The sequence below is a fragment of the Rhodococcus sp. NPDC059234 genome, assembly GCF_042754225.1.
Taxonomy (GTDB): domain Bacteria; phylum Actinomycetota; class Actinomycetes; order Mycobacteriales; family Mycobacteriaceae; genus Rhodococcus_G.
The window spans coordinates 1-19,045 of sequence record NZ_JBHZAH010000033.1 but is presented as its reverse complement, the minus strand read 5'-3'; the positions used below and the strand labels follow the sequence as shown (position 1 = coordinate 19,045).

Annotated in this window: 21 protein-coding genes; 4 read left to right on the top strand and 17 right to left on the bottom strand. The window is 70.4% G+C overall.

From position 1 onward, the window contains the following. Positions 1–24 precede the first annotated feature (24 nt). The 5 genes from ACFXGJ_RS09995 to ACFXGJ_RS09975 form a co-directional block, all read right to left on the bottom strand. A complete protein-coding gene (locus tag ACFXGJ_RS09995) occupies positions 25–1,596 on the bottom strand; it encodes a uroporphyrinogen-III synthase (RefSeq protein ID WP_378618366.1) in 1,572 nt (523 codons plus the stop codon). 111 nt (positions 1,597–1,707) lie between these two features. Then, the gene (gene hemC, locus ACFXGJ_RS09990; RefSeq protein ID WP_378618363.1) at positions 1,708–2,700 is read right to left on the bottom strand and encodes a hydroxymethylbilane synthase; all 993 of its coding nucleotides are present in this window, start codon (positions 2,698–2,700) and stop codon (positions 1,708–1,710) included. Beyond that, positions 2,697–4,112 carry a glutamyl-tRNA reductase gene (locus ACFXGJ_RS09985; protein WP_378618360.1) on the bottom strand — a complete coding sequence of 472 codons (1,416 nt, stop codon included), beginning with the start codon at positions 4,110–4,112 and terminating at the stop codon, positions 2,697–2,699. Before ACFXGJ_RS09985 ends, hemC begins: the two co-directional genes overlap by 4 nt. Beyond that, positions 4,109–4,960 (bottom strand): redox-sensing transcriptional repressor Rex, encoded by an 852-nt coding sequence (locus ACFXGJ_RS09980; protein ID WP_378618357.1) that lies wholly within the window; start codon positions 4,958–4,960, stop codon positions 4,109–4,111. Before ACFXGJ_RS09980 ends, ACFXGJ_RS09985 begins: the two co-directional genes overlap by 4 nt. 168 nt (positions 4,961–5,128) lie before the next feature. Next, entirely contained in the window at positions 5,129–5,389 is a 261-nt protein-coding gene (locus ACFXGJ_RS09975; protein WP_378618355.1) for a glutaredoxin family protein, read from the bottom strand. A 214-nt stretch (positions 5,390–5,603) separates the two neighbouring features. Between ACFXGJ_RS09975 and ACFXGJ_RS09970 the strand changes: the two genes are divergently transcribed. Next, complete coding sequence (locus ACFXGJ_RS09970) at positions 5,604–6,599, top strand: HAD family hydrolase (protein WP_378618352.1); 996 nt, start codon at positions 5,604–5,606, stop codon at positions 6,597–6,599. A gap of 10 nt (positions 6,600–6,609) precedes the next feature. Here the strand turns inward: ACFXGJ_RS09970 and ACFXGJ_RS09965 are convergent, their stop codons facing one another. From ACFXGJ_RS09965 to ACFXGJ_RS09935, 7 genes are all read right to left on the bottom strand, one after another. Then, complete coding sequence (locus ACFXGJ_RS09965; protein ID WP_378618349.1) at positions 6,610–7,635, bottom strand: lysophospholipid acyltransferase family protein; 1,026 nt, start codon at positions 7,633–7,635, stop codon at positions 6,610–6,612. Then, positions 7,632–8,705, bottom strand: a complete 1,074-nt coding sequence (locus ACFXGJ_RS09960; RefSeq protein ID WP_378618442.1) for an NAD-dependent epimerase/dehydratase family protein — start codon at positions 8,703–8,705, stop codon at positions 7,632–7,634. Before ACFXGJ_RS09960 ends, ACFXGJ_RS09965 begins: the two co-directional genes overlap by 4 nt. 224 nt (positions 8,706–8,929) lie before the next feature. Further along, on the bottom strand, positions 8,930–9,031 hold the full coding sequence (locus ACFXGJ_RS09955) for a 30S ribosomal protein bS22 (RefSeq protein WP_003402602.1): 102 nt from the start codon (positions 9,029–9,031) through the stop codon (positions 8,930–8,932). Between the two features lie 221 nt (positions 9,032–9,252). Beyond that, a complete protein-coding gene (locus ACFXGJ_RS09950; RefSeq protein WP_378421800.1) occupies positions 9,253–9,522 on the bottom strand; it encodes a helix-turn-helix domain-containing protein in 270 nt (89 codons plus the stop codon). Between the two features lie 161 nt (positions 9,523–9,683). Then, positions 9,684–10,499: a pyrroline-5-carboxylate reductase gene (gene proC / locus ACFXGJ_RS09945; RefSeq protein WP_378618346.1), complete on the bottom strand. Its 816-nt coding sequence runs from the start codon at positions 10,497–10,499 to the stop codon at positions 9,684–9,686. 30 nt (positions 10,500–10,529) lie between these two features. Next, positions 10,530–11,390 carry a thioesterase family protein gene (locus ACFXGJ_RS09940; protein WP_378618343.1) on the bottom strand — a complete coding sequence of 287 codons (861 nt, stop codon included), beginning with the start codon at positions 11,388–11,390 and terminating at the stop codon, positions 10,530–10,532. Further along, complete coding sequence (locus tag ACFXGJ_RS09935) at positions 11,390–12,031, bottom strand: MerR family transcriptional regulator (protein WP_378618341.1); 642 nt, start codon at positions 12,029–12,031, stop codon at positions 11,390–11,392. Before ACFXGJ_RS09935 ends, ACFXGJ_RS09940 begins: the two co-directional genes overlap by 1 nt. 97 nt (positions 12,032–12,128) lie before the next feature. Between ACFXGJ_RS09935 and ACFXGJ_RS09930 the strand changes: the two genes are divergently transcribed. After that, positions 12,129–12,545 (top strand): hypothetical protein, encoded by a 417-nt coding sequence (locus ACFXGJ_RS09930; protein ID WP_378618339.1) that lies wholly within the window; start codon positions 12,129–12,131, stop codon positions 12,543–12,545. A gap of 7 nt (positions 12,546–12,552) precedes the next feature. On the opposite strand, the gene ACFXGJ_RS09925 is transcribed toward ACFXGJ_RS09930, so the two are convergent. Genes ACFXGJ_RS09925 through ACFXGJ_RS09915 form a run of 3 tightly spaced genes read right to left on the bottom strand, consistent with a single transcriptional unit; the run spans position 12,553 to position 15,606 of the window. Beyond that, positions 12,553–13,404 carry a sugar phosphate isomerase/epimerase family protein gene (locus ACFXGJ_RS09925; RefSeq protein WP_378618336.1) on the bottom strand — a complete coding sequence of 284 codons (852 nt, stop codon included), beginning with the start codon at positions 13,402–13,404 and terminating at the stop codon, positions 12,553–12,555. 10 nt (positions 13,405–13,414) lie between these two features. Further along, positions 13,415–14,659 (bottom strand): hypothetical protein, encoded by a 1,245-nt coding sequence (locus ACFXGJ_RS09920; protein ID WP_378618334.1) that lies wholly within the window; start codon positions 14,657–14,659, stop codon positions 13,415–13,417. Further along, entirely contained in the window at positions 14,656–15,606 is a 951-nt protein-coding gene (locus ACFXGJ_RS09915; protein WP_378618332.1) for a hypothetical protein, read from the bottom strand. The genes ACFXGJ_RS09920 and ACFXGJ_RS09915 overlap by 4 nt, the downstream gene beginning before the upstream one ends. Before the next feature lie 66 nt (positions 15,607–15,672). Here ACFXGJ_RS09915 and ACFXGJ_RS09910 point away from each other — a divergent pair, with 66 nt between their 5' ends. Further along, positions 15,673–16,479 (top strand): hypothetical protein, encoded by an 807-nt coding sequence (locus ACFXGJ_RS09910; RefSeq protein WP_378618439.1) that lies wholly within the window; start codon positions 15,673–15,675, stop codon positions 16,477–16,479. Between the two features lie 71 nt (positions 16,480–16,550). Further along, positions 16,551–16,895, top strand: a complete 345-nt coding sequence (locus tag ACFXGJ_RS09905; RefSeq protein WP_378618329.1) for a hypothetical protein — start codon at positions 16,551–16,553, stop codon at positions 16,893–16,895. 52 nt (positions 16,896–16,947) lie between these two features. On the opposite strand, the gene ACFXGJ_RS09900 is transcribed toward ACFXGJ_RS09905, so the two are convergent. Together ACFXGJ_RS09900 and ACFXGJ_RS09895 are read right to left on the bottom strand one after the other, a co-directional pair. Next, the gene (locus tag ACFXGJ_RS09900; protein WP_378618327.1) at positions 16,948–17,637 is read right to left on the bottom strand and encodes a winged helix-turn-helix domain-containing protein; all 690 of its coding nucleotides are present in this window, start codon (positions 17,635–17,637) and stop codon (positions 16,948–16,950) included. Further along, positions 17,634–18,884, bottom strand: coding sequence for a sensor histidine kinase (locus ACFXGJ_RS09895; protein ID WP_378618436.1), 1,251 nt, complete (start codon positions 18,882–18,884; stop codon positions 17,634–17,636). The genes ACFXGJ_RS09900 and ACFXGJ_RS09895 overlap by 4 nt, the downstream gene beginning before the upstream one ends. Positions 18,885–19,045 lie beyond the last annotated feature (161 nt).

Genomic DNA, 19,045 nt, shown 5'->3' with positions numbered 1-19,045 from the left:
AAAGACTCACAGGCTCGTCAGCGCCTAGCGCCTACGGGACTTCTTGCGCGGCGGCGGCAGCGCTCCCTCGGCACGCAGCCGGGCCGCGTGCTCGGCGAGCGCCTCCACCAGCGGTCCGACCTGGGCGGTCTCCGGCTGCACGTCGACCCGCAGGCCGAACTCGATCGCCGTCTCCGCGGTCTTCGGGCCGATGCACGCGACAAGGGTGCGCGCGTGCGGCTTGCCCGCGATGCCGACCAGGTTCCGGACGGTGGACGAGGAGGTGAAGCACACCGCGTCGAATCCGCCGGTCTTGATCATCTCGCGGGTCTCGGCCGGCGGCGGCGCCGCCCGCACCGTGCGGTACGCGGTGACGTCGTCGATCTCCCAGCCGCGCTGACGCAGCCCCTCCGCGAGGGTCTCGGTTGCGATGTCCGCGCGGGGCAGCAGCACCCGGTTGACCGGATCGAAAACGTCGTCGTACGGGGCGAATTCGGCGAGCAGGCCCTCGCTGGACTGCTCGCCGGAGGGCACCAGTTCGGGGTTGATGCCGAAGCTGCGCACCTTGTCCGCGGTGGCCTGTCCGACGCAGGCGATCTTCACGCCGGAGAAGGCACGGGCGTCCAGACCGAACTCCTCGAACTTCTCCCAGACCGCGCGCACCGCGTTGGTGGAGGTGAACACCACCCACTGGTAGCGGCCGTCGACCAGGCCCTTGACCGAGCGCTCCATCTGCGCCGGACTGCGCGGCGGCTCGACGGCGATGGTCGGGACCTCGATCGGGATGGCCCCGTGCGTGACGAGGCGATCGCTCATCTCGCCGGCCTGGTCCTTGGTGCGCGGCACCAGCACGGTCCAGCCGTACAGGGCCCGCGACTCCCACCAGGACATCTTGTTGCGGTGGCTGACGATCTTGCCGACGGTGACGACCAGCGAACCGACCAGTTCCGACCCCGCCTCGTTCAGCGTCGCGAGGGTCGCCTCGACGGTGCGCTGCTGCCGGGTGGTGCCGCGGACGGTGATCGCGGCCGGGGTCTGCGGGGCCAGGCCGTGCTCGACCAGTGCGCTCGCGGTCTCGGCGAGGTGCGCGGCGCCGGCGTGCAGCACCAGCGGGCCGGGTGCCGCGGCCAGCGCCGCCCAGTCCACCTCGCCGCGCACGTCGGCCTCGGTGTGCCCGGAGCCGAGCGCCATCCCGGCGTAGCTCGGCACGGCGGACCCCGCGGGCAGGCCCGGCAGGATCTCGAACTGCACCTGGGTGCGTGCGACCGCCGTGACCTCGGCGATGACCGAGTCGGTGGTCAGCGGGTCGCCCGAGACGAGCCGGACCACGTCGTGGCCGTTCTTCGCCTCGTGCACCAGGGTCTTCGCGACCTCCGCCGGCTCACCGAGCGCGGGACGGACCTCCGAGAGCGGGTGCTCGGGATCGACCTCGACGCCCGCGACCTCGAGCGCGGTGCCGACCAGCGCCGTGACGCCCTTGTCGACATCCGGGTCGGTGTAAGCGAGGGTCGCGTTCGCGAGCACGTCCCGGGCCCGGACCGTGAGCAGCGCCGGATCGCCCGGGCCGGAGCCCACGAACAGGATCCGTCCGGGGGTGTTCTTACGGACTCGGCTCATCGGTTGTTCTCCAGTGCGTTCAGGATTCCAGCAGTGCGGGGTCGTGCGGAGTCGGGTGTGATTGTGGGCCAGAGCGGTGGCAGCACGCGCGGTTTCGAGCGGTACCTGGGATCAGTCATCGGACGATCCCTCCTCCGCCTCGGCGGCCACCATCAGGTCCCTGGCACCCAGGTCGAGCAGTTCGCGGGCGACGGCGCGACCGAGCTCCTCGGCGTGGGCCGGCGAGCCGACCGCCGACGCGCGGATCGAGTCCGACCCGTCGACCGCGGCGGCGCAGCCTCGCACCGACAGCTCGTCGAAAATCTTGCCGTCGTCGTCGATGGACTCGACGACCTCAGCGAGCGCACCGACCGGTGCCGTGCAGCCGGCCTCGAGCTCGGCGAGCAAGGCCCGCTCCGCGACCACCGCGGCGCGAGCGGCCGGGTCGTCGAGCTCGGCGAGGACGGCGATCAGCGTGGGGTCGTCGGTGCGGCACTCGACCGCCAGCGCGCCCTGCGACGGCGCGGGCAGCATCTGCACGGGCTCGAGCGACTCGGTGATCGCATCCAGGCGGCCGATCCGGGACAGTCCGGCACGCGCGATCACGATCGCGTCGAGTTCACCCGACGCGACCTTCCCGAGTCTGGTGTCGATGTTGCCGCGCAGCGGCGCGATCTCCAGGCCGAGTCCGAGCGCGCGCAGCTGGGCGCGGCGGCGCGGCGCGGAGGTCCCGACCTTCGATCCGGGCGGCAGCTCGCCGAGCACCAGACCGTCGCGGGCGACCAGCGCGTCGCGCGGGTCCTCGCGGGGCGGGACCGCGGCGATCGTCAGCTCCGCCGGCTGCGCCGTCGGCAGGTCCTTGTACGAGTGGACGGCCACGTCCACCTCGCCCGCGAGCAGGGCCTCGCGCAGCTCCGCGACGAACACGCCGACCCCGATGCGCTGCACCGGGCCCGCGGTGACGTCGCCCTTGGTCGTGATGATCACCAGCTCCGCGGGGTGTCCGGCGGCGATCAGCGTGTCGCGGACCGTGCCGGCCTGTGTGGTGGCCAGGAGGCTGCCACGGGTGCCGATCCGGAGGGTCTTCGGGACCGCCTGCGCGGTCGGCTGGGGCGGGGCACTCATTCCTGCATCCCCTTCCACCAGTTCTGTGCGTTCTCGTTCTCGTGGCCCGCGGTGAAGTCGTCGGCGAGCTCGACCGCGCGCAACTCCATCGGCGTGGCCACGGCCTCCGCGGACCCGGGCGCCAGCTCGAACAGCTCGCGCAGGGCCGCCGCGTAGGCGTCGCCGCCCGGCGTGGAGGCGAGCTGCTTGACCCGCACGGTCGGGGCGTGCAGCAGTTTGTCGACCACGCGGCGCACGGTCCGTGCCACCTCGTCGCGCTGCGGATCGTCCAGTCCGGGCAGCCGCGACTCGAGCCGTAGCAGTTCGCCCTCGACCACCTCGGCGGCGCGCTGGCGCAGGGCGGTGACGGTCGGGGTGACCTCCGCGAGACGCTGGCCCGCCAGGTAGGTGGCGAGTTCGCCCGCGACGATCTCGCGGGCGGCGTCCTCGTCCGACGCCGCCGCACCGGCGGCGGGGTCGGCCTGCATCGACGCCATGTCGAGCAGGCTCACGCCGGGCAGTCCGGCAACCGAAGGCTCGACGTCGCGGGGCAGCCCGAGGTCGCAGATGACCAGCGGTCGCACCGCGGGATCCCGCTTCGCGAGCGCGAGATGCGCGTCCGCGAGGGTCACCACGGCGCCGACCGCGCCGGTACACGTGATCATCACGTCGGCCTCGGCGAGGGCAACGGTGAGGTCGCCGAAGTCCACCGTGGCCGCGTCGACGCCGGCCGCGCGGACGGTGTCGGCGAGGTGCTCGGCACGCTCACGGGTGCGGTTGACCACCACGATCCGGCCGATGCCGGCCCGGGTCAGGTGCGCCACCGACAGTCCGCCCATCGCCCCGGCGCCGACGACCACCGCGGTACGGCCCGCGAGTCCGTCGTGGCCGTTGCTCGCGCCGAGCAGCACCGCGGCCCGGTCCAGCGCCACCGAGACGACCGACGCGCCCGCCTTGTCGATTCCGGTTTCGGAGTGCACCCGCTTGCCGACCCGCAGCGCCTGCTGGGCCAGCTCGTGCAGCACGCGGCCCGCGGCCTTCTGGCCGTCGGAGGTCGCGTACGCGGTGCGGATCTGTCCGAGGATCTGCTGCTCGCCGATCACCATCGAGTCCAGTCCGCTGGCGACCGCGAACAGGTGCTCGGCGGCGGCCTCGCTGTAGCGGACGTAGGCGTGCTTGGTGACCTCGCCGAGGGCGAGCCCGGAGTGTTCGGTGAGCAGGTCGCCGACCGTGGCGAGCGCACCGTGGAAGGCGTCCACGACCGAGTAGATCTCGACCCGGTTGCAGGTCGAGACGATCATGACCTCGGAGATGTGCGGCGAGGCCAGCATCTTGTCGATCAGCTTCGGCCGATCCGTGTCGCCGACGGCGACCTTCTCGAGGATGGAGACGGGCGCACTTCGGTGCGAAATCCCGACCAGGAGAACACTCACGGTGCAATCACCGATCCATTCTTTGTCGAACCCAGAGCCGTCGAAGTCGAGCGTGCGGGGGCGGTGCGCGCCGTGCTCGCGCGGGCAGCGCCGAGCCCGACGGCCGTGGCGGCCACGTCGGGTTCGGAGTCGGCGTTGCGCGCGCTACGGAACGAGAGCACCTGCATCTCGACGGCGAGATCCACTCGACGGATCTCGACGTGCCTGGGTACATCCAGCGGCGAGGCCGCGAAGGTCAGGATGCAGCGCACACCCGCGTTGACGAGGTGGTCGCACACCTCCTGCGCCGAGTCGTCGGGCGTCGCGACGACGCCGATGGTGGCGTGCAGTTCACGACAGTCCGCCTCGAGATCCGCGACGTCGCGGACGGCGAGCCCGTCGACGACGGTGCCGATGCGGGCGGGATCCCGGTCGAACAGCCCGACCATGGTGAATCCGCGCCTGCCGAAGCCGCCGTACCGGGCCAGTGCCTGGCCGAGGTTGCCGACGCCGACCAGCACCACCTGGTGGCCACGGTCGAGACCGAGCGCGGCCTCGATCCGGGCGCGCAGTTTGGTGACGTCGTAGCCGACGCCGCGGACACCGTTGGGGCCGAGGAACGACAGGTCCTTGCGCAGTTTCGCCGAGCCGACGCCGGCGGCGGTCGCGAGTTCCTCGCTGGAGACGATGAGCGTGCCGTCGTCGGCCATCAGACCGAGCACTCGGAGGTACGCCGCGAGCCGGGTGACGGTGGCTTGCGGCAGGTCCCGCACGGTCGCGTCGGTCCGCGACGGATCGGGACGAGCGCCCCCGTCAGCCCCGGCGTCGCCACGGGCGGAGAACCCATGCGGCTGGTGCTGTTCGGTCACGTTCGTGGCTCCTCGTCCGGCCATGCACACGACCGGTCTTCACGTTGATCCGGGGGACTGTTCACACCACGGTAACTGCTTGTGAAGCCATGCACAAAGTCGCAACGATTCCGACAACACCCGCCGCGACCTGCGCAGCGACCGACTGTCGCGGCGCACAGGTCGACCTCAGATTGTCAAATCCGAACGCAGTCTGACCTCGTCGACCTCCCAGTAGCTGTGCTCACGGCCGTCGAGCAGTACGACGGGCAGCCGGTCGCCGTACTCGGCCCGGAGCTCGGGATCCACAGCGGCCACCTCGTCGACGTCGACGGATTCGAGCGGAATGCCGAATTCCTCACACAGCGGGACCAACCGATCGAGGGCGGTCACGCACGAGGAACAGCCGGCTCGGGTCAGCAGGGTGATGGTGTGGGCGGGGGCCGTCATGGGTCCACTGTGCCATCACCGCAGCCCGCACCGGCCGGGGCTACCAGCCGAGACGGACGTCACAGCAGCGCCGTAGCCCGGCGATCCGGCCGGTGCGCCCGCGAAACGGAAGATAGGGTTAGCCGCAAGAAGCAGCGAGGCCCGCGACGCGACCTGGAATGTTGCCTGGCGCGAGCGAAGCGACGGGGGAACGCCCCCGAAACGGGAGGTACGAGTGCCTGGTCTGACGGGTCCGACGGGTTCGGGACTGGGCGCGGGCTGGCGCGGCGTGGGAGGTCGGCGACGCAACCGGAACCCGCTCGGCCCGAGCGACGCGGAGCTGCGCGCCAACCTGGCCGGTGAGGCCAGCGCCGATGCCGCCCTGGCGTTGCACGAGGCGGAGTCGGTGGTCGCGGAGGGCGCCGCCGCCGTCGACGGCGTGGAGGTCGAGTCCGCGGTCCCGCGCGATCTCACCGCAGCCGCGTTCTTCGACGTGGACAACACCATGGTCCAGGGCGCCTCGATCATCCACTTCGCCCGGGGACTCGCCGCTCGCAAGTACATCTCCCTCGCCGACATGGCCCGCTTCGGCTGGCAGCAGCTCAAGTTCCGCGTGACCGGCAAGGAGAACAGCGACGACGTCGCCAGCGGCAAGGAGAAGGCGCTCGCCTTCATCGCGGGCCGCGAGACCGCCGAATTCACTCGGCTCGGCGAGGACATCTACGACCAGCTGATCGCCGACAAGATCTGGCCGGGCACCCGGGCGCTAGCGCAGATGCACCTCGACGCGGGTCAACAGGTGTGGCTGGTGACCGCGACGCCGGTGGAACTGGCCCAGGTGATCGCCAAGCGCCTCGGCCTGACCGGCGCCCTCGGCACCGTCGTCGAGTCCGAGGACGGCAAGTTCACCGGGCGACTCGTCGGCGACATCCTGCACGGTGCGGGCAAGGCGCACGCGGTGCGCACCCTCGCCGTGCGCGAGGGGCTCAACCTCAAGCGCTGCACCGCGTACTCGGACAGCCACAACGACGTGCCGATGCTCTCGCTCGTCGGCACCGCGGTGGCGATCAACCCGGACGCGGACCTGAAGGAACTCGCCCGCAACCGCGGCTGGGAGATCCGGGACTACCGCACCGGCCGCAAGGCAGCGAAGATCGGCGTGCCCACGGCGCTGGCGCTCGGCGCGGCGGGCGGCGCGCTTGCGGCGGTCCTCGGCCGCCGCAAGCACTGAGGCGGGTGCCCTAACCGAGGAAGACGTTCCGGCGCTGTGCCAGCAATCGGTAGAGCGTCTGCTGAATGGTCTCGCGCACGTGGTCGGTCAGCTCGAAGAGCACCATCGGGTCCTCCGCGCTGGCCGCGTCGTACGAGTCGGTGACGATCGGCTCACCGAACTCGATGTACCACTTGGACGGCAGCGGAATCAGCCCCAACGGGCCGAAGTGCGGGAACAGCGGCGTCACCGGGAAGTACGGCATGCCGAGCAGTCGTGCCAGCGACTTGAGGTCGCCGATCTTCGGATAGATCTCCTCGGAACCGACGATCGAGCACGGCACGATCGGCACACCCGTGCGCAGGGCCGCCGAGACGAACCCACCGCGCCCGAACCGCTGCAGCTTGTACCGCTCGCCGAACGGCTTGCCGATGCCCTTGAAACCCTCCGGGAACACCGCCGCGACCTCCCCGCCACGCAGCAGTCGTTCGGCGTCCGGGTTGCACGCCAGGGTGTGCCCGGCCTTGCGCGCGATATTGCCGACCACCGGCATCTCGAACGCCAGGTCGGCGGCGAGCATCCGCAGCGGCCGGTGCGCGGGATGCTTGTCGAACATCGCGACCGATGTCATCAGGCCGTCGATCGGCACCACGCCGGCATGGTTCGCGACCACCAGCGCGCCGCCCTCGGCGGGCACGTTCTCGATGCCGCGCACCTCCACCCGGAACCACGAGTCGAACAGTGGCCGCAGCAACGGCAGCCAGACGTTCTCGGCGAAGTGCGGGTCGAAACCGAATTCGTCGACCTGGTAGTCGCCGGTCAGCCGGCGGCGAATGAACTCCGCCGTCGCCACCACCTGGTCCGCGACGAGTCCGCGCGCCGACTCGAGCACCGAATCCGTCAGTGACGACGGGCTCGCGGCCGCCTCCGGCCGCGAGGCGAACAGTTGGGTCGGACTCGCCGACCCACCGTCCGGGCCGGTGCGCGGCGTCCGCGCCCTGGGCCGGCGCGGAACCGAGTCGCCGTGCAGTGGAATCACCTTGGCCACCTCGTTCATCGCGCACCTCCGCCCGCGCCGACGAGGTTCTGCAGTCCAGTCTCCACCGATTCCAGCCAGTCGCGGCTCAGTACCGGACGGAACCCGACGCCGCTGATCATGTCGTCGAGCGCCTGCATCGTGGTCCACCGCGGTTCGAAGCCGAGTTCGGATCTCATCCGCCCGGTGTCGAGGCCGCAGCCGAAGTAGAAGTACTCGAGTTGTTCCTTGGTGAACTGGCGCAGGGACGAACCCATCACAACCCTCCCGAGCGTGCGGAACAGCTGGAACGGGACCGGCACGGCTACGCCGCCCGCCCGCCGGATGGCCTGGGAGAGCATGACGACGCCGTCCGCCGCGACGTTGAACGTCCCGGCCGGGCCGCTGACCGTGGCCCGCTCGAGTGCCGCGAGAGCGTCCTCCTCGTGCAGCAGCTGCATGCGGGCGTCGCGGCCGAGGATCATCGGGACGACCGGCGAGTTCAGGTACTGGGAAACGGAGCCGTGCAACCGGGGCCCGATCAGCGGCGCCATCCGCAGCAGCGACACCGCGATCTCCGGCCGGCGCCTGCCGAGGCCACGCGCATACCCCTCGATCTCGATCGTGTCACGGGCGAAGGCTCCCTGCGGAGGCCTCCGCGCGCTCATCTCCTCGGTGAACTTCGCCGGGTCCTTGGCACTGCAGCCGTACACCGCCGCGGACGAGCGCACCACCACCTTGCGCACGTCCGGCGACTTCTGGCAGACGGCGAACAGTTGCATGGCGCCGAGCACGTTCATGTCCTTCATCGCGGCGCGACTGCCGGATTTCGGGGCCTTGACGATGGTGGCCGCGTGCACGACGGTGTCCACCTTCGCGCCCCGGATCACCTTTCCGATGAGCGGGTTGCGGATGTCTGCCCGGACGAACTCGGCGCGACCCATCCGGCGGAGCATGTCCTTGCTCGGCGAGACGGCGTCGACGGCGATGACCCGCTCGATGCTCGGATCCTGGGCGAGTCTGGTCACCAGGTACCCACCGAGGAACCTGCTGGCCCCGGTCACCAGTACCACTCCTGGCGGTTCTACCCGCCGATCCCCGACCGTCACGATTCCACCCCTGTTCGTCACTGCGTCACCCGCTCCCCCGCGAGCCTAGCCGCTCCCGACACGACTACCCAAAGACTTTACGATGCCGAAACGTACTGTCCACCAACCGTTTTGTGACCTAACAAATGGACAATCGACCAGATTGCCCCCGGAACGCAACGATGCCCGCCACCGTGAGGTGACGGGCATCGTTTCGGGCGCGAGCCCAAGCCTGCGAACTCGGCAGACTACTTGCCGAGTTTCCTACGCTGCACGCGCGTCCTGCGAAGCAGCTTGCGGTGCTTCTTCTTCGACATGCGCTTGCGTCGCTTCTTGATCACTGAACCCATGGCGGGTGTCCCTCACGTTCTTCTCTAGCGTTCCTGCGCACGCAGGTCACGTACGCGTGCGTTACAGCTACTCTCCACCAACGTGGCGCTGTGGCCTCGTCTCGACTAACCCAGCGCCTGACGACACCCGGCTGGCACGACAAGTAGTCATCGTACCGGTGCCGCCGTGCTCGCCCGAAACCGAGCATCGATTCGGCCGTCAGTCGGCGTTGAACCGGCCCTCAGCCGGCGTCGAAATACGAGGTCTCCAGATAGTCGTGCACCGCCTTCGCGTGCACCCTGAATGAACGCCCCACCCGAACGGCGGGTAGCTCACCACTGTGCACCAGCCGGTACACCGTCATCTTCGACACCCGCATCAACGTCGCCACCTCGGCGACGGTGAGGAACTGAGTGCCGCCGAGGACGGGTTGCCCTTCTGGAGTGGAGCTCTTGCTCTTGTTCGTCGGAGCCGACTTGTTCGCCGGCGTCGACTTGTTTGTAGACACCATTAATCCGCATACCTCCGGCACGTGTCGCGCCGCCGGCTTCCCCTCCGGCGGAACAGACACGCACGTGCTGTAACGAGTTTAGCGGGACTGATGGGGTTACTGCGACGGGTGTGCGCAAACGAATTCCGATCGCGCCACCCGTTGCGGCAGCGCGACGGCGCCTATTCCGGCGAGGCGCCGAGCGCCGCGGACCTGCTCTTCGCCGCCACGAGGGCCTCGTAGAAGGCCGTCCGCAGGCCCCCGCGCTCGAGCTCGCGCACGGCCGCGGCGGTGGTGCCACCGGGCGAGGTCACGGCCGCCCGCAGATCGTGCGCGGACTCGCCGGAGCTGTCGAGCATGGCCGCGGCCCCCAGCATCGTCTGGACCACCAGCTCGGTGGTGGTCGCGCGGGTCAGCCCGAGTCCGACGCCCGCCTCGATCATCGCCTCGGCGACCAGGAACAGGTACGCCGGACCCGAACCGGACACGGCGGTGACCGCGTCGATCTGCGACTCCGCCACGGTGACCACCTTGCCGACCGACTCGAGAATCTCGCGGACCGTCTGCATGTGCTCCGCGGTCGCGTAGCGGCCCGCGGCGATGGCGCTGACGCCCTCGCCGACGAGCATCGGAGTGTTGGGCATGACCCGCACCACCGGGAAGCCGGCCGGCAGCTTCGCCTCGTAGCGGGCGGTCGGCAGGCCGGCCGCCAGCGTGACGACGAGCTGTTCGACTTCGCCGTCGAGGTCCATCGACGCGAGCTCGGTCATCACCGAGTCGACGTCGGCGGGCTTGACCGCGACGACGATGACGTGGGCGCCCTCTGCGGCATCGACGATCGTCGTGGCCCGGATCCCGAACTGGCCCGACAGCTCCTCCGCCCGGGGGGCGTACTGCTCGGCGACCACGAGGTCCTTGGGTGCGCGACCCGCCTTCAACAGACCCGAGATCAGCGCCTCGCCGATCCGGCCGCCACCGATCACTGCAATTCTCGTCATGGCAGCAAGCCTGCCATGCACGGACGCAGGTCAGCCCTTCGGGATCATCGCGAGCTGGCGGGACTGCACCACGGTCTGGCCGGAGGCGTCGAGCACCACGTGGTCCTCCTCGAACCAGGTGTCGCCGAGCACCGTCGCGCTGGCCTGCACGCGCATCCAGCCGGGCGCCGGCCGGTGCCGCAGATAGGTGGTGAGCTGAACCGTCGGGGCCCAGCCGAACATCCCGAGGTTCATCGTCACCGGGGCACTGATGTCGCCGAGCATGAGGGCGAACAGAGCCGCGGTGTCGGGATCGGCCTCGTCCTCGGCGAAGGGCCGCACCCACATCCGATTCACCGGATCGCCCTGCTCGCCCGCGAGGTACCGGGCGGCGTGCGGATCGACGCGCAAGTCGCAACCCTTGGCGACGTGCACGATCTGGCCCATCGGGTGATCGGGCGTGATGTGGATCGCGCCGGCCGGCGGCTCCGCGGACAGCCCCGCGAGGGCCGACGGCTCCTCGTGCCGCGGTGCCCCGACGTCCGGAACGCCGAGGGTCACGGCCGCGGACACCGCGATCCGGTCGCCCTGCACGAGGTCGACGTCGACGAGCGAGACCTGCCTACCTTGCTTGCGCACGGTCGTCACCAGCCGCACCTCTCCCGGGTCCGGGGCACTGAGGTAGTTCGCGCTCACCGAGACCGGCTGCATCACGCCCGCCTCGTCGCCCGCGGCCCTGATCGCGTCGCGGGCCGCCGCCGCGCAGACGGCCATCATGCAGCCGCCGTGCACCTTGGGCCCGATGGTCCAGACCGAGTCGATCGTCGCCGCGAACGTGCCCCCGCCGAGGTCGGCGAGGGTGGTCAGCTCCCCGAACGGTCGGGTGGAGGTCACGGTGGTGGATTCTGACATCAGTGTTCCTCTCGGGTTTCCGGCATGTCCTGCAAGAAGATTCGGGTTGCGAGGTCCTGGTAGGCGACGCGCCGCATGGCGGCGATCACCGGCTCGTAGACGGCGGTGCCGAGCACGGCGTACTCGACCGCGGCGGCGGAGTCCGTCGGCATGAGGCCGAGTTCCATCCGGGCGATGCCCATGATGTGCCGGCCGTACGCATCGATGCGCTCGTCGGTCATCGGGATGCCGACCTCCTCGACCGCCTTGAGGGCGCGTTCGAGCTGCGCGACCGCCGGGAACTCGGGGTCGTAGACCTGACCGAGCCGTTCGAGCACGCGCCGGGCGCGGGGGTAGTCGGGGCCGCGGTCGGCGCCCTCACCGTCCGGGTACGGGGGCAACATGGCGATGGCGCGACCGAGGGTGGTGTAGAGGTCGTCGCCGGGTTCGTCGACGAGCGCGGCGACGGCGCGGATCTTGTGGATGGGCAGTCCCGCGCCGGCCAGGGCCTTGATCAGCGCCAGCCGCTGCACGTGCTGATCCCCGTACCGGGACTGTGTCGCGCTGGTCGACTCGCCGGGCATGAGCACGCCCTCACGCAGGTAGTACTTGATCGTCGCCAGGGGCACCCCGGAGCGTTCCACGAGCTCGGAAACGCGCATCGAACCTCCCTTGACGGCCAAATTGGATAGCTTTAGTATCCAATTTGGATACTATCACTATCCAATCCGCAGCAGCCCGCACCCCGAGGAGCCCTTCATGGACCCCGTACTCACGCTCGTCGTCGGCGTCACCCTGCTCACCGTCGTGGGAATCGCATTCGGCGGCACCTTCATGCTCAGAGTCGTCAGCGGCGCGCAGGGCGCCAACCCACTGCAGAAGACCATGTTCCGGGCCGGCCACGCGCACGCAGGCGTGCTCGTCACCCTCGGACTGGTGGTCGCACTGCTCACCCAGGCGGCCGGCGTCGGGCCGGTGTGGTCCGCCACCGGCTCGATCCTGGTGCTCTGCGCGGCGATCTTCGTCCCGGCCGGCTTCTTCTTCTCCGTGCTCGGCACCGACCCCCAACGCCCGAACGGGTGGATCCGCTCGGTATGGGCCGGGTTCACCGTCCTGGTCCTCGGACTGATCGTCGCGGGAGTCTCGGTGATCGCCGCCGGCGTCTCCGGGCTCTGACCGGCCTTCAGGAGAGGTGTTCGCGCGCGAAGCTCAGCGACTGGGCGAGCATCGACGCCCGCTCGGCGCGGGTGCGGGCGTTCTGGGTGTTGATCTCGAGGACCGCCTGGCCGTCGAATCCCGACGCGACCAGGTGCCGGCACACCTGCGCGCAGGGCTGTGTGCCGTGCCCGGGAATGAGGTGCTCGTCCACCGAGGCGCCGCGCCCGTCCGCGAGGTGCAGGTGGGTGAGGCCGCGGCCCATCCGGTCCGCGAGTTCGATCGCGTCCATTCCCGCGGTCGCCGTGTGCGACAGGTCGAGCGTGTAGTGCTCGTGGCCGGTGTCGGTCGGGTCGTAGGAGGGCGCGAACGCGGACAGTCCCGGCCCGGGACCGCCGCGCTTCTCCAGTCGCTCCGCCGAGCGCGCCTTCCGGCCCCAGAACCGGTCGGCTCGCATCGGAAACATGTTCTCCACCGCGACCGCCACGTCGCTGCGCTCCTCGAGTTCACGGACCTGGTCGGCGAACCCGTCGGCGTAGCGACGCTGCCAGCGGAACGGCGGGTGGACCACCACGGTCCGGGCGCCGAGTGCCTCGGCCGCGCGGACCGACTTCTCCAGTTTGGCGACCGGGTCCGCGCCCCACACGCGCTGGGAGATCAGCAGGCACGGCGCGTGCACCGCCTGCACCGGGACCGCGTACTTGCGGACCAGCGCCTGCACCGCCTTCATGTCCTGGCTCACGGACTCGGCCCACACCATCAGCTCGATGCCGTCGTAGCCCAGTTCGGCAGCGAACTCGAACGCCGCCTCGGTGTTCTGCGGGTACACCGACGCTGTCGAGAGGCCGACCAGGATCCTGCGTGCACCGTCGCGGGCCACCGTGCCTCCGTCAGCTCGAGCTGAGCACGAAAACGAGCGGACCGATGGTCACGAAGACGCCGACGATCACCGCGATCAGCAGGCTCAGGATGTCCTCGGTCTGGCGCAGGATGCGGACCACCGCGACCAGCCCCGCGATGACCAGCACGGCGAGCACGAGCGCCACCCAGGGCAGCGACTCCCACAGCTTCTCGAAGCCCTTGAACAGCAGCGCGCCCGCCACGATCGCGACGACCGCCTGTCCCGCCAGGACCGCCCACTGGCGGGTGGGGCTCCCCTCGGCGGCCGGCTGGTCGGCGTCCTCGTCCGGCTCGTACGCGGCGTCGGAGACCTCGTCGTCGACGGGTGCGGGGGCCTCACGGCGCGGCGTGTCAGTGATGCGCGGGAACTCACCGGTGGTGTGCACCAGCGCCCTCGCCTCGTCGAGCGACTCGCTGCGGGCGGTGCGCTCACTGGCCTGCCGCATCAGGTCGCCCTCGAGGCTGGACGATCCCGACAGCAGCGCGGGCTCGCGGGCCACGGATCCGGTGTAGGGCACGAAACCGGCACGAACGGCCGGCTTCTCCGCTTCCTTCGGCGCGGCGGGCGCGTCCTTCGGCGCGGCGGGAGCTTCCTTCGGCGCGGCGGCGGGCTTCGTCGCCGCGGTCGAGACAGCGGCACCGAAGGTGGCCGCCCCCATCGCCTGGGTCTTCGGCCCGGTCGGCGACGCGGGTTCGGGCGTGGCCGCGTCCTGTCCTGCCGTGCGCGCGGCGGCGGCCTTGCGATCCGCGTCGGCCTTCGCCAGCACCGCGCGCCGCAGGGCGGGGATGTGCTGGGTGCGGTCGACCACCTCGGGCGTCGCCTGGTACTGCGACGGAAGGGCCGGAGTCGGTGTCGACGGCTCGACGCTCGGCGTCGTGGGGGTGCGGAACTGCGAGGGTGTGTCGGCCAGCGGCGCGAACGCGCCGAGCTTCGACGAGAGGGGTGCGGGCGTGACCTCGGCGGCCGGCGGTGTCGGCGCGGGAGCCGGTGCGGGCGCGGGAGCCGGTGCGGGCGCGGGAGGAGGTGTGGGCGCGGGTTCGGGCGTCGGCTCCGGCAGCGACCGGTCGACGACCCGCTCCCGGATCACCGGAATGTCACCGGTCAGCTCCGCCACGCTGATTCCCCCGGCGACGCCCCGACGCCGCCGGCCACCGCGCGATTCGACCTGCTGGCCGTTGCGGGCGAGCAGCTCCGCGACCGAGATCTGACCGGTGTTCTCCGAACCCTCGCTCATCTCGTCACCACCAATTCTCCGCCCATCTCGGTATCCAGTTTGCGCAGGATCAGGCCTTCCCGCAGCGCCCAGGGGCAGATCTCGAGGGAATCGACCGACAGTGCCCGCATGCTCGCCTCCGCAATCAGGGCGCCGGCGACGATCTGCTGCGACCGGTCGGCGCTCACGCCTTCCAATTCTGCGCGATCCGCCGCCGTCATCCGCGATATGAACGCGATCAGTTGACGCAAACCGCTCGCCGTCAGTGTCCTCTGCACGCGCGGTCCCGCGGCGGAGGGCGCGGCGCCGGTGAGTCGTGCGAGCGATCGGAAGGTCTTCGACGTCCCGACGATCCGGTCCGGGGCGCCGGCCGCGCGCAGCGCCTTCGCCGGCTCCACGAGTTCCGCGTCGAGCCAGTCCCGCAGCACCGCGACCCGCCGCTTTCCGGGCGGGTCGCCCTGCAGCCAGTCCCGGGTCAGGCGTCCGGCGCCGAGCTGCAGCGAGAACGCGACGTCCGGGTCCTCGTCACCGCCGGAGGTCAGTTCCAGCGAACCGCCGCCGATGTCGAAGTTCATGATGCGTCCGGCGCTCCAGCCGTACCAGCGGCGCACCGCGAGGAAGGTCAGACGCGCCTCGTCCACCCCGGACAGCACCTCGAGGTTGACGCCGGTCTCGGCCCTGACCCGGGCCAGCACCGACTCGGAGTTGTTCGCGTCGCGCACCGCGGAGGTCGCGAACGCCATCAGCTCTCCGCACCCCGACGACGCCGCGATGGACGCGAAGTCGCCGACCGCCGCGACCAGCCGGTCGCCGCCCGTCTTCGTGATGTCGCCGTTGTCGTCGGTGTTCTCGGCCAGCCGCAGCGTGGACTTGGTCGAGCTCATCGGCGTGGGATGCGCACCCCTGTGGGCGTCCACCACGAGGAGGTGCACGGTGTTGCTTCCGACGTCGAGTACCCCTAATCGCACGTGACCACGGTACTGGGTCTACCGTCGGGCACTGTGACAGCAGGCAATACCCCGTCCTCGGAGAAGATGACTCCGACGCCCGAAGTGGCCCTCGACTTCCCGCGCGAATGGATCGAATTCGTCGACCCGTCGAACGCGGAGCACGTCATCGTCGCGGACCTCACGTGGCTGCTTTCGCGCTGGACCTGCGTGTTCGGCACCCCCGCGTGCCAGGGCACCGTGGCGGACCGGCCCGACGACGGCTGCTGTTCGCACGGCGCGTTCCTCTCCGACGCCGACGACCGGGACAAGCTCGACCGGTCGGTGATGATGCTCACTCCGCGGGACTGGCAGTTCATGGACAAGGGCCTCGGCAAGAAGGGGTACGTCGAGGAGGACGACCTCGACGACGAGCCCGCGCTGCGGACGCGGCGGTACAAGGGCGCGTGCATCTTCCTCAACCGTCCGGGTTTCGAGGGCGGAATCGGCTGCGCGCTGCACTCGATGGCGCTGCGCCAGGGCATCGAGCCGCTCGAGGTCAAGCCGGACGTGTGCTGGCAGCTGCCGATTCGCCGGACCCAGGACTGGGTCGAACGCCCGGACGGCGAGCAGATCCTCAAGACCACGATCACCGAGTACGACCGCCGCGGCTGGGGCGAGGGCGGCGAGGAGCTGCACTGGTACTGCTCGGGCTCGCCGGACGCGCACGTCGGCACCAAGCCGGTGTGGCAGAGCTACGGCCCGGAGCTGACCGAACTCCTCGGCGCCCCCGCCTACGAGGAGCTGGTCAAGCACTGCCGTCGCCGGGCCGGACTGGGGCTGATCGCGGTGCATCCCGCGACGACCGCGGCCCGCGAGGCGAAGGCGGCGGCCACGCAGCGACTGCGTCCGTAACGATCGGTCTGCGTCCGGCGACGACAGAAGCAGGAGGGCACACCGACCCTCCCCGTCGCAAGGGGACGCCCATGTTCACTCGCACGCTGGCAGCAGCGGCACTCGCCGTCGGGGCGGCACTCGCGCTGGCGCCGGGCGCGTCGGCCGCCGATCCCGACGATCCCTACGGCTTCAACTCGATTCGCGACCGGACCGACTACTTCGTCGCGCCCCTCGATCCCGGCGCGTTGATCGGCGCGAACGTCGCCAAGCCGATCATCCTGAGTCCGTACGGCGCCACGCGCAAGATCGAGTGTCGCGGCGACGGGCACTACGTCGGGATCCACGAGTGCAGGCAGTACGACACGAAGAACGTCGCGCACGAGCTCCGGCTGTTGGCCAACCCGATCCGTCCGGTCTACCTGTACATGTTCTGACCGCGGGCAGCGGACGCGCCGCGACCGGCGCGTCCGCTCGCACCGCGGGGCGTCAGCCCTCCAGCTTGTAGCCCAGACCACGCACGGTGACGAGGTGCTCCGGCTTCGCCGGATCCGCCTCGATCTTCGAGCGCAGCCGCTTGACGTGCACGTCGAGGGTCTTGGTGTCGCCGACGTAGTCCGCGCCCCACACCCGGTCGATCAGCTGGCCGCGGGTGAGCACCCGGCCGGAGTTGCGCAGCAGGTACTCGAGCAGGTCGAACTCCTTGAGCGGCAGGGTGACCGTCTCGCCCCCGACCACCACGATGTGCCGGTCCACATCCATCCGCACCGGCCCCGCCTCGAGCACGCCGTCGCTGAGCACGGCATCGGCGTCGTTGTCCGCGCCGCGGCGCAGCACCGCGCGGATCCGGGCGATCAACTCGCGCGCGGAGTACGGCTTGGTGACGTAGTCGTCGGCGCCGAGCTCGAGCCCGACCACCTTGTCGATCTCGCTGTCGCGGGCGGTCACCATGATCACGGGAACCCCGGACCGGGCGCGTAGCTGCTTGCACACGTCGGTGCCGCTCATCCCGGGCAGCATCAGGTCGAGCAGGACGATGTCCGCCCCGGAGCGGTCGAACTCCGCGAGCGCGGACGGTCCGTCCGACACCACGGTGGTCTCGAAGCCCTCCTTGCGGAGCAGGAACGCCAACGGGTCGGCCAGCGACTCCTCGTCCTCCACGATCAACACATTCGTCACCGATTGGCCTCCATACTCGTCGCGGCCGGTGTCGGCCGCACTGTGTGCGCTGTCGATACGGTTTTCACTGGTGGAACGGTCGTGCCGAACCCGGACACGGTGGTCGCCGGCGGCAATTCGTCCGACTCGTCGTCCGGTTCGAGGTGGGCGGGCACCAGCAGGGTGAACGTCGACCCGGTGCCGGGCTTGCTCCACAGCGTGATGGAGCCGTTGTGGTTGGCGGCGATGTGCTTGGCGATCGCCAGGCCCAGTCCGGTGCCACCGGTCGCTCGCGCGCGGGCCTTGTCCACCCGGAAGAAGCGCTCGAACACCCGCTCCTGGTCCTCCTTCGCGATGCCGATGCCGCGGTCGGTGACGGCGACGGCCACCTCGTCGCCGCGAACGGACCGGCTCACCGTCACCGGCGAGCCCTCCGCCGAGTACGCGATCGCGTTCTGCACGAGGTTGGACAGCGCGGTGACCAGGAGGGCGCGGTCGCCGAGGACCTCGAGCCCGCTGGGACGGTCGGTGGTGACGGTGATCCCGGCGGTCTCGGCGGTGACCTTGGAGCGGCGCAGCGCCTCGTCGATCACCTCGTCGACATCCACCGGTTCGAGGTCGGGCAGTTTCTCGGCACCGGTCAGCCGCGACAGCGCGATCAGTTCGCCGACCATGTTCCCGAGCCGCTTGGACTCGCCGAGCACCCGCTCGCCGAAGTGCCGGACCGACTCCGGGTCGTCGGCAGACTCGAGCAGCGCCTCGGCCAGCAGCCCCATCGCCCCGACCGGGGTCTTGAGCTCGTGGCTGACATTGGCGACGAAGTCGCGGCGGGTGGCCTCCATCCGCACCTGCTCGGAGTCGTCGTCGGCGAACAGGACCACGAACCGGCGGTCCTGTTCGCTGAGCAGTCGGGCCAGGCCGCGGACCGCGATCTTGCCGCGGCCGCGAACCGGGTTCTTGATGCTCAGGTCCACCTCGACGGGCTCACCGGTGTCGAGGACCTGGTTGGCGGCCGCCCACGCGCGTGGCTCGACGGTCCGGTTGTGCACCAGGCCCAGCTCCTCGGCCCGCGGGTTGAACAGCACCACATCGTGGAAACGGTCGACCACGGCGATGCCGCTGCGGGAGGCCAGCACGATCAGGTCGAGCACCTGGGACATGGTCAGCCCGGCCTGCTCGGATTCGCGCCTGCTGTATCTGCTCTTGATCTGCGGGATCAGGACACCGCCGACCAGGTAACCACCGACGGCGGCGACCAGGGCCAGCATGACGGCCTGAACAACACTCACACCCGAATCGTACGGCCGCGAAAACCCGGACCGGCGTCGGGTTGAGGCATTTCACAGCACGTCACGGGCCCGCCCGGCCCCGTTTCCCCCCTGTTCACCTGCAGTTCGACTCGAACACCTCGGCCCGGCCCCCGCAGATG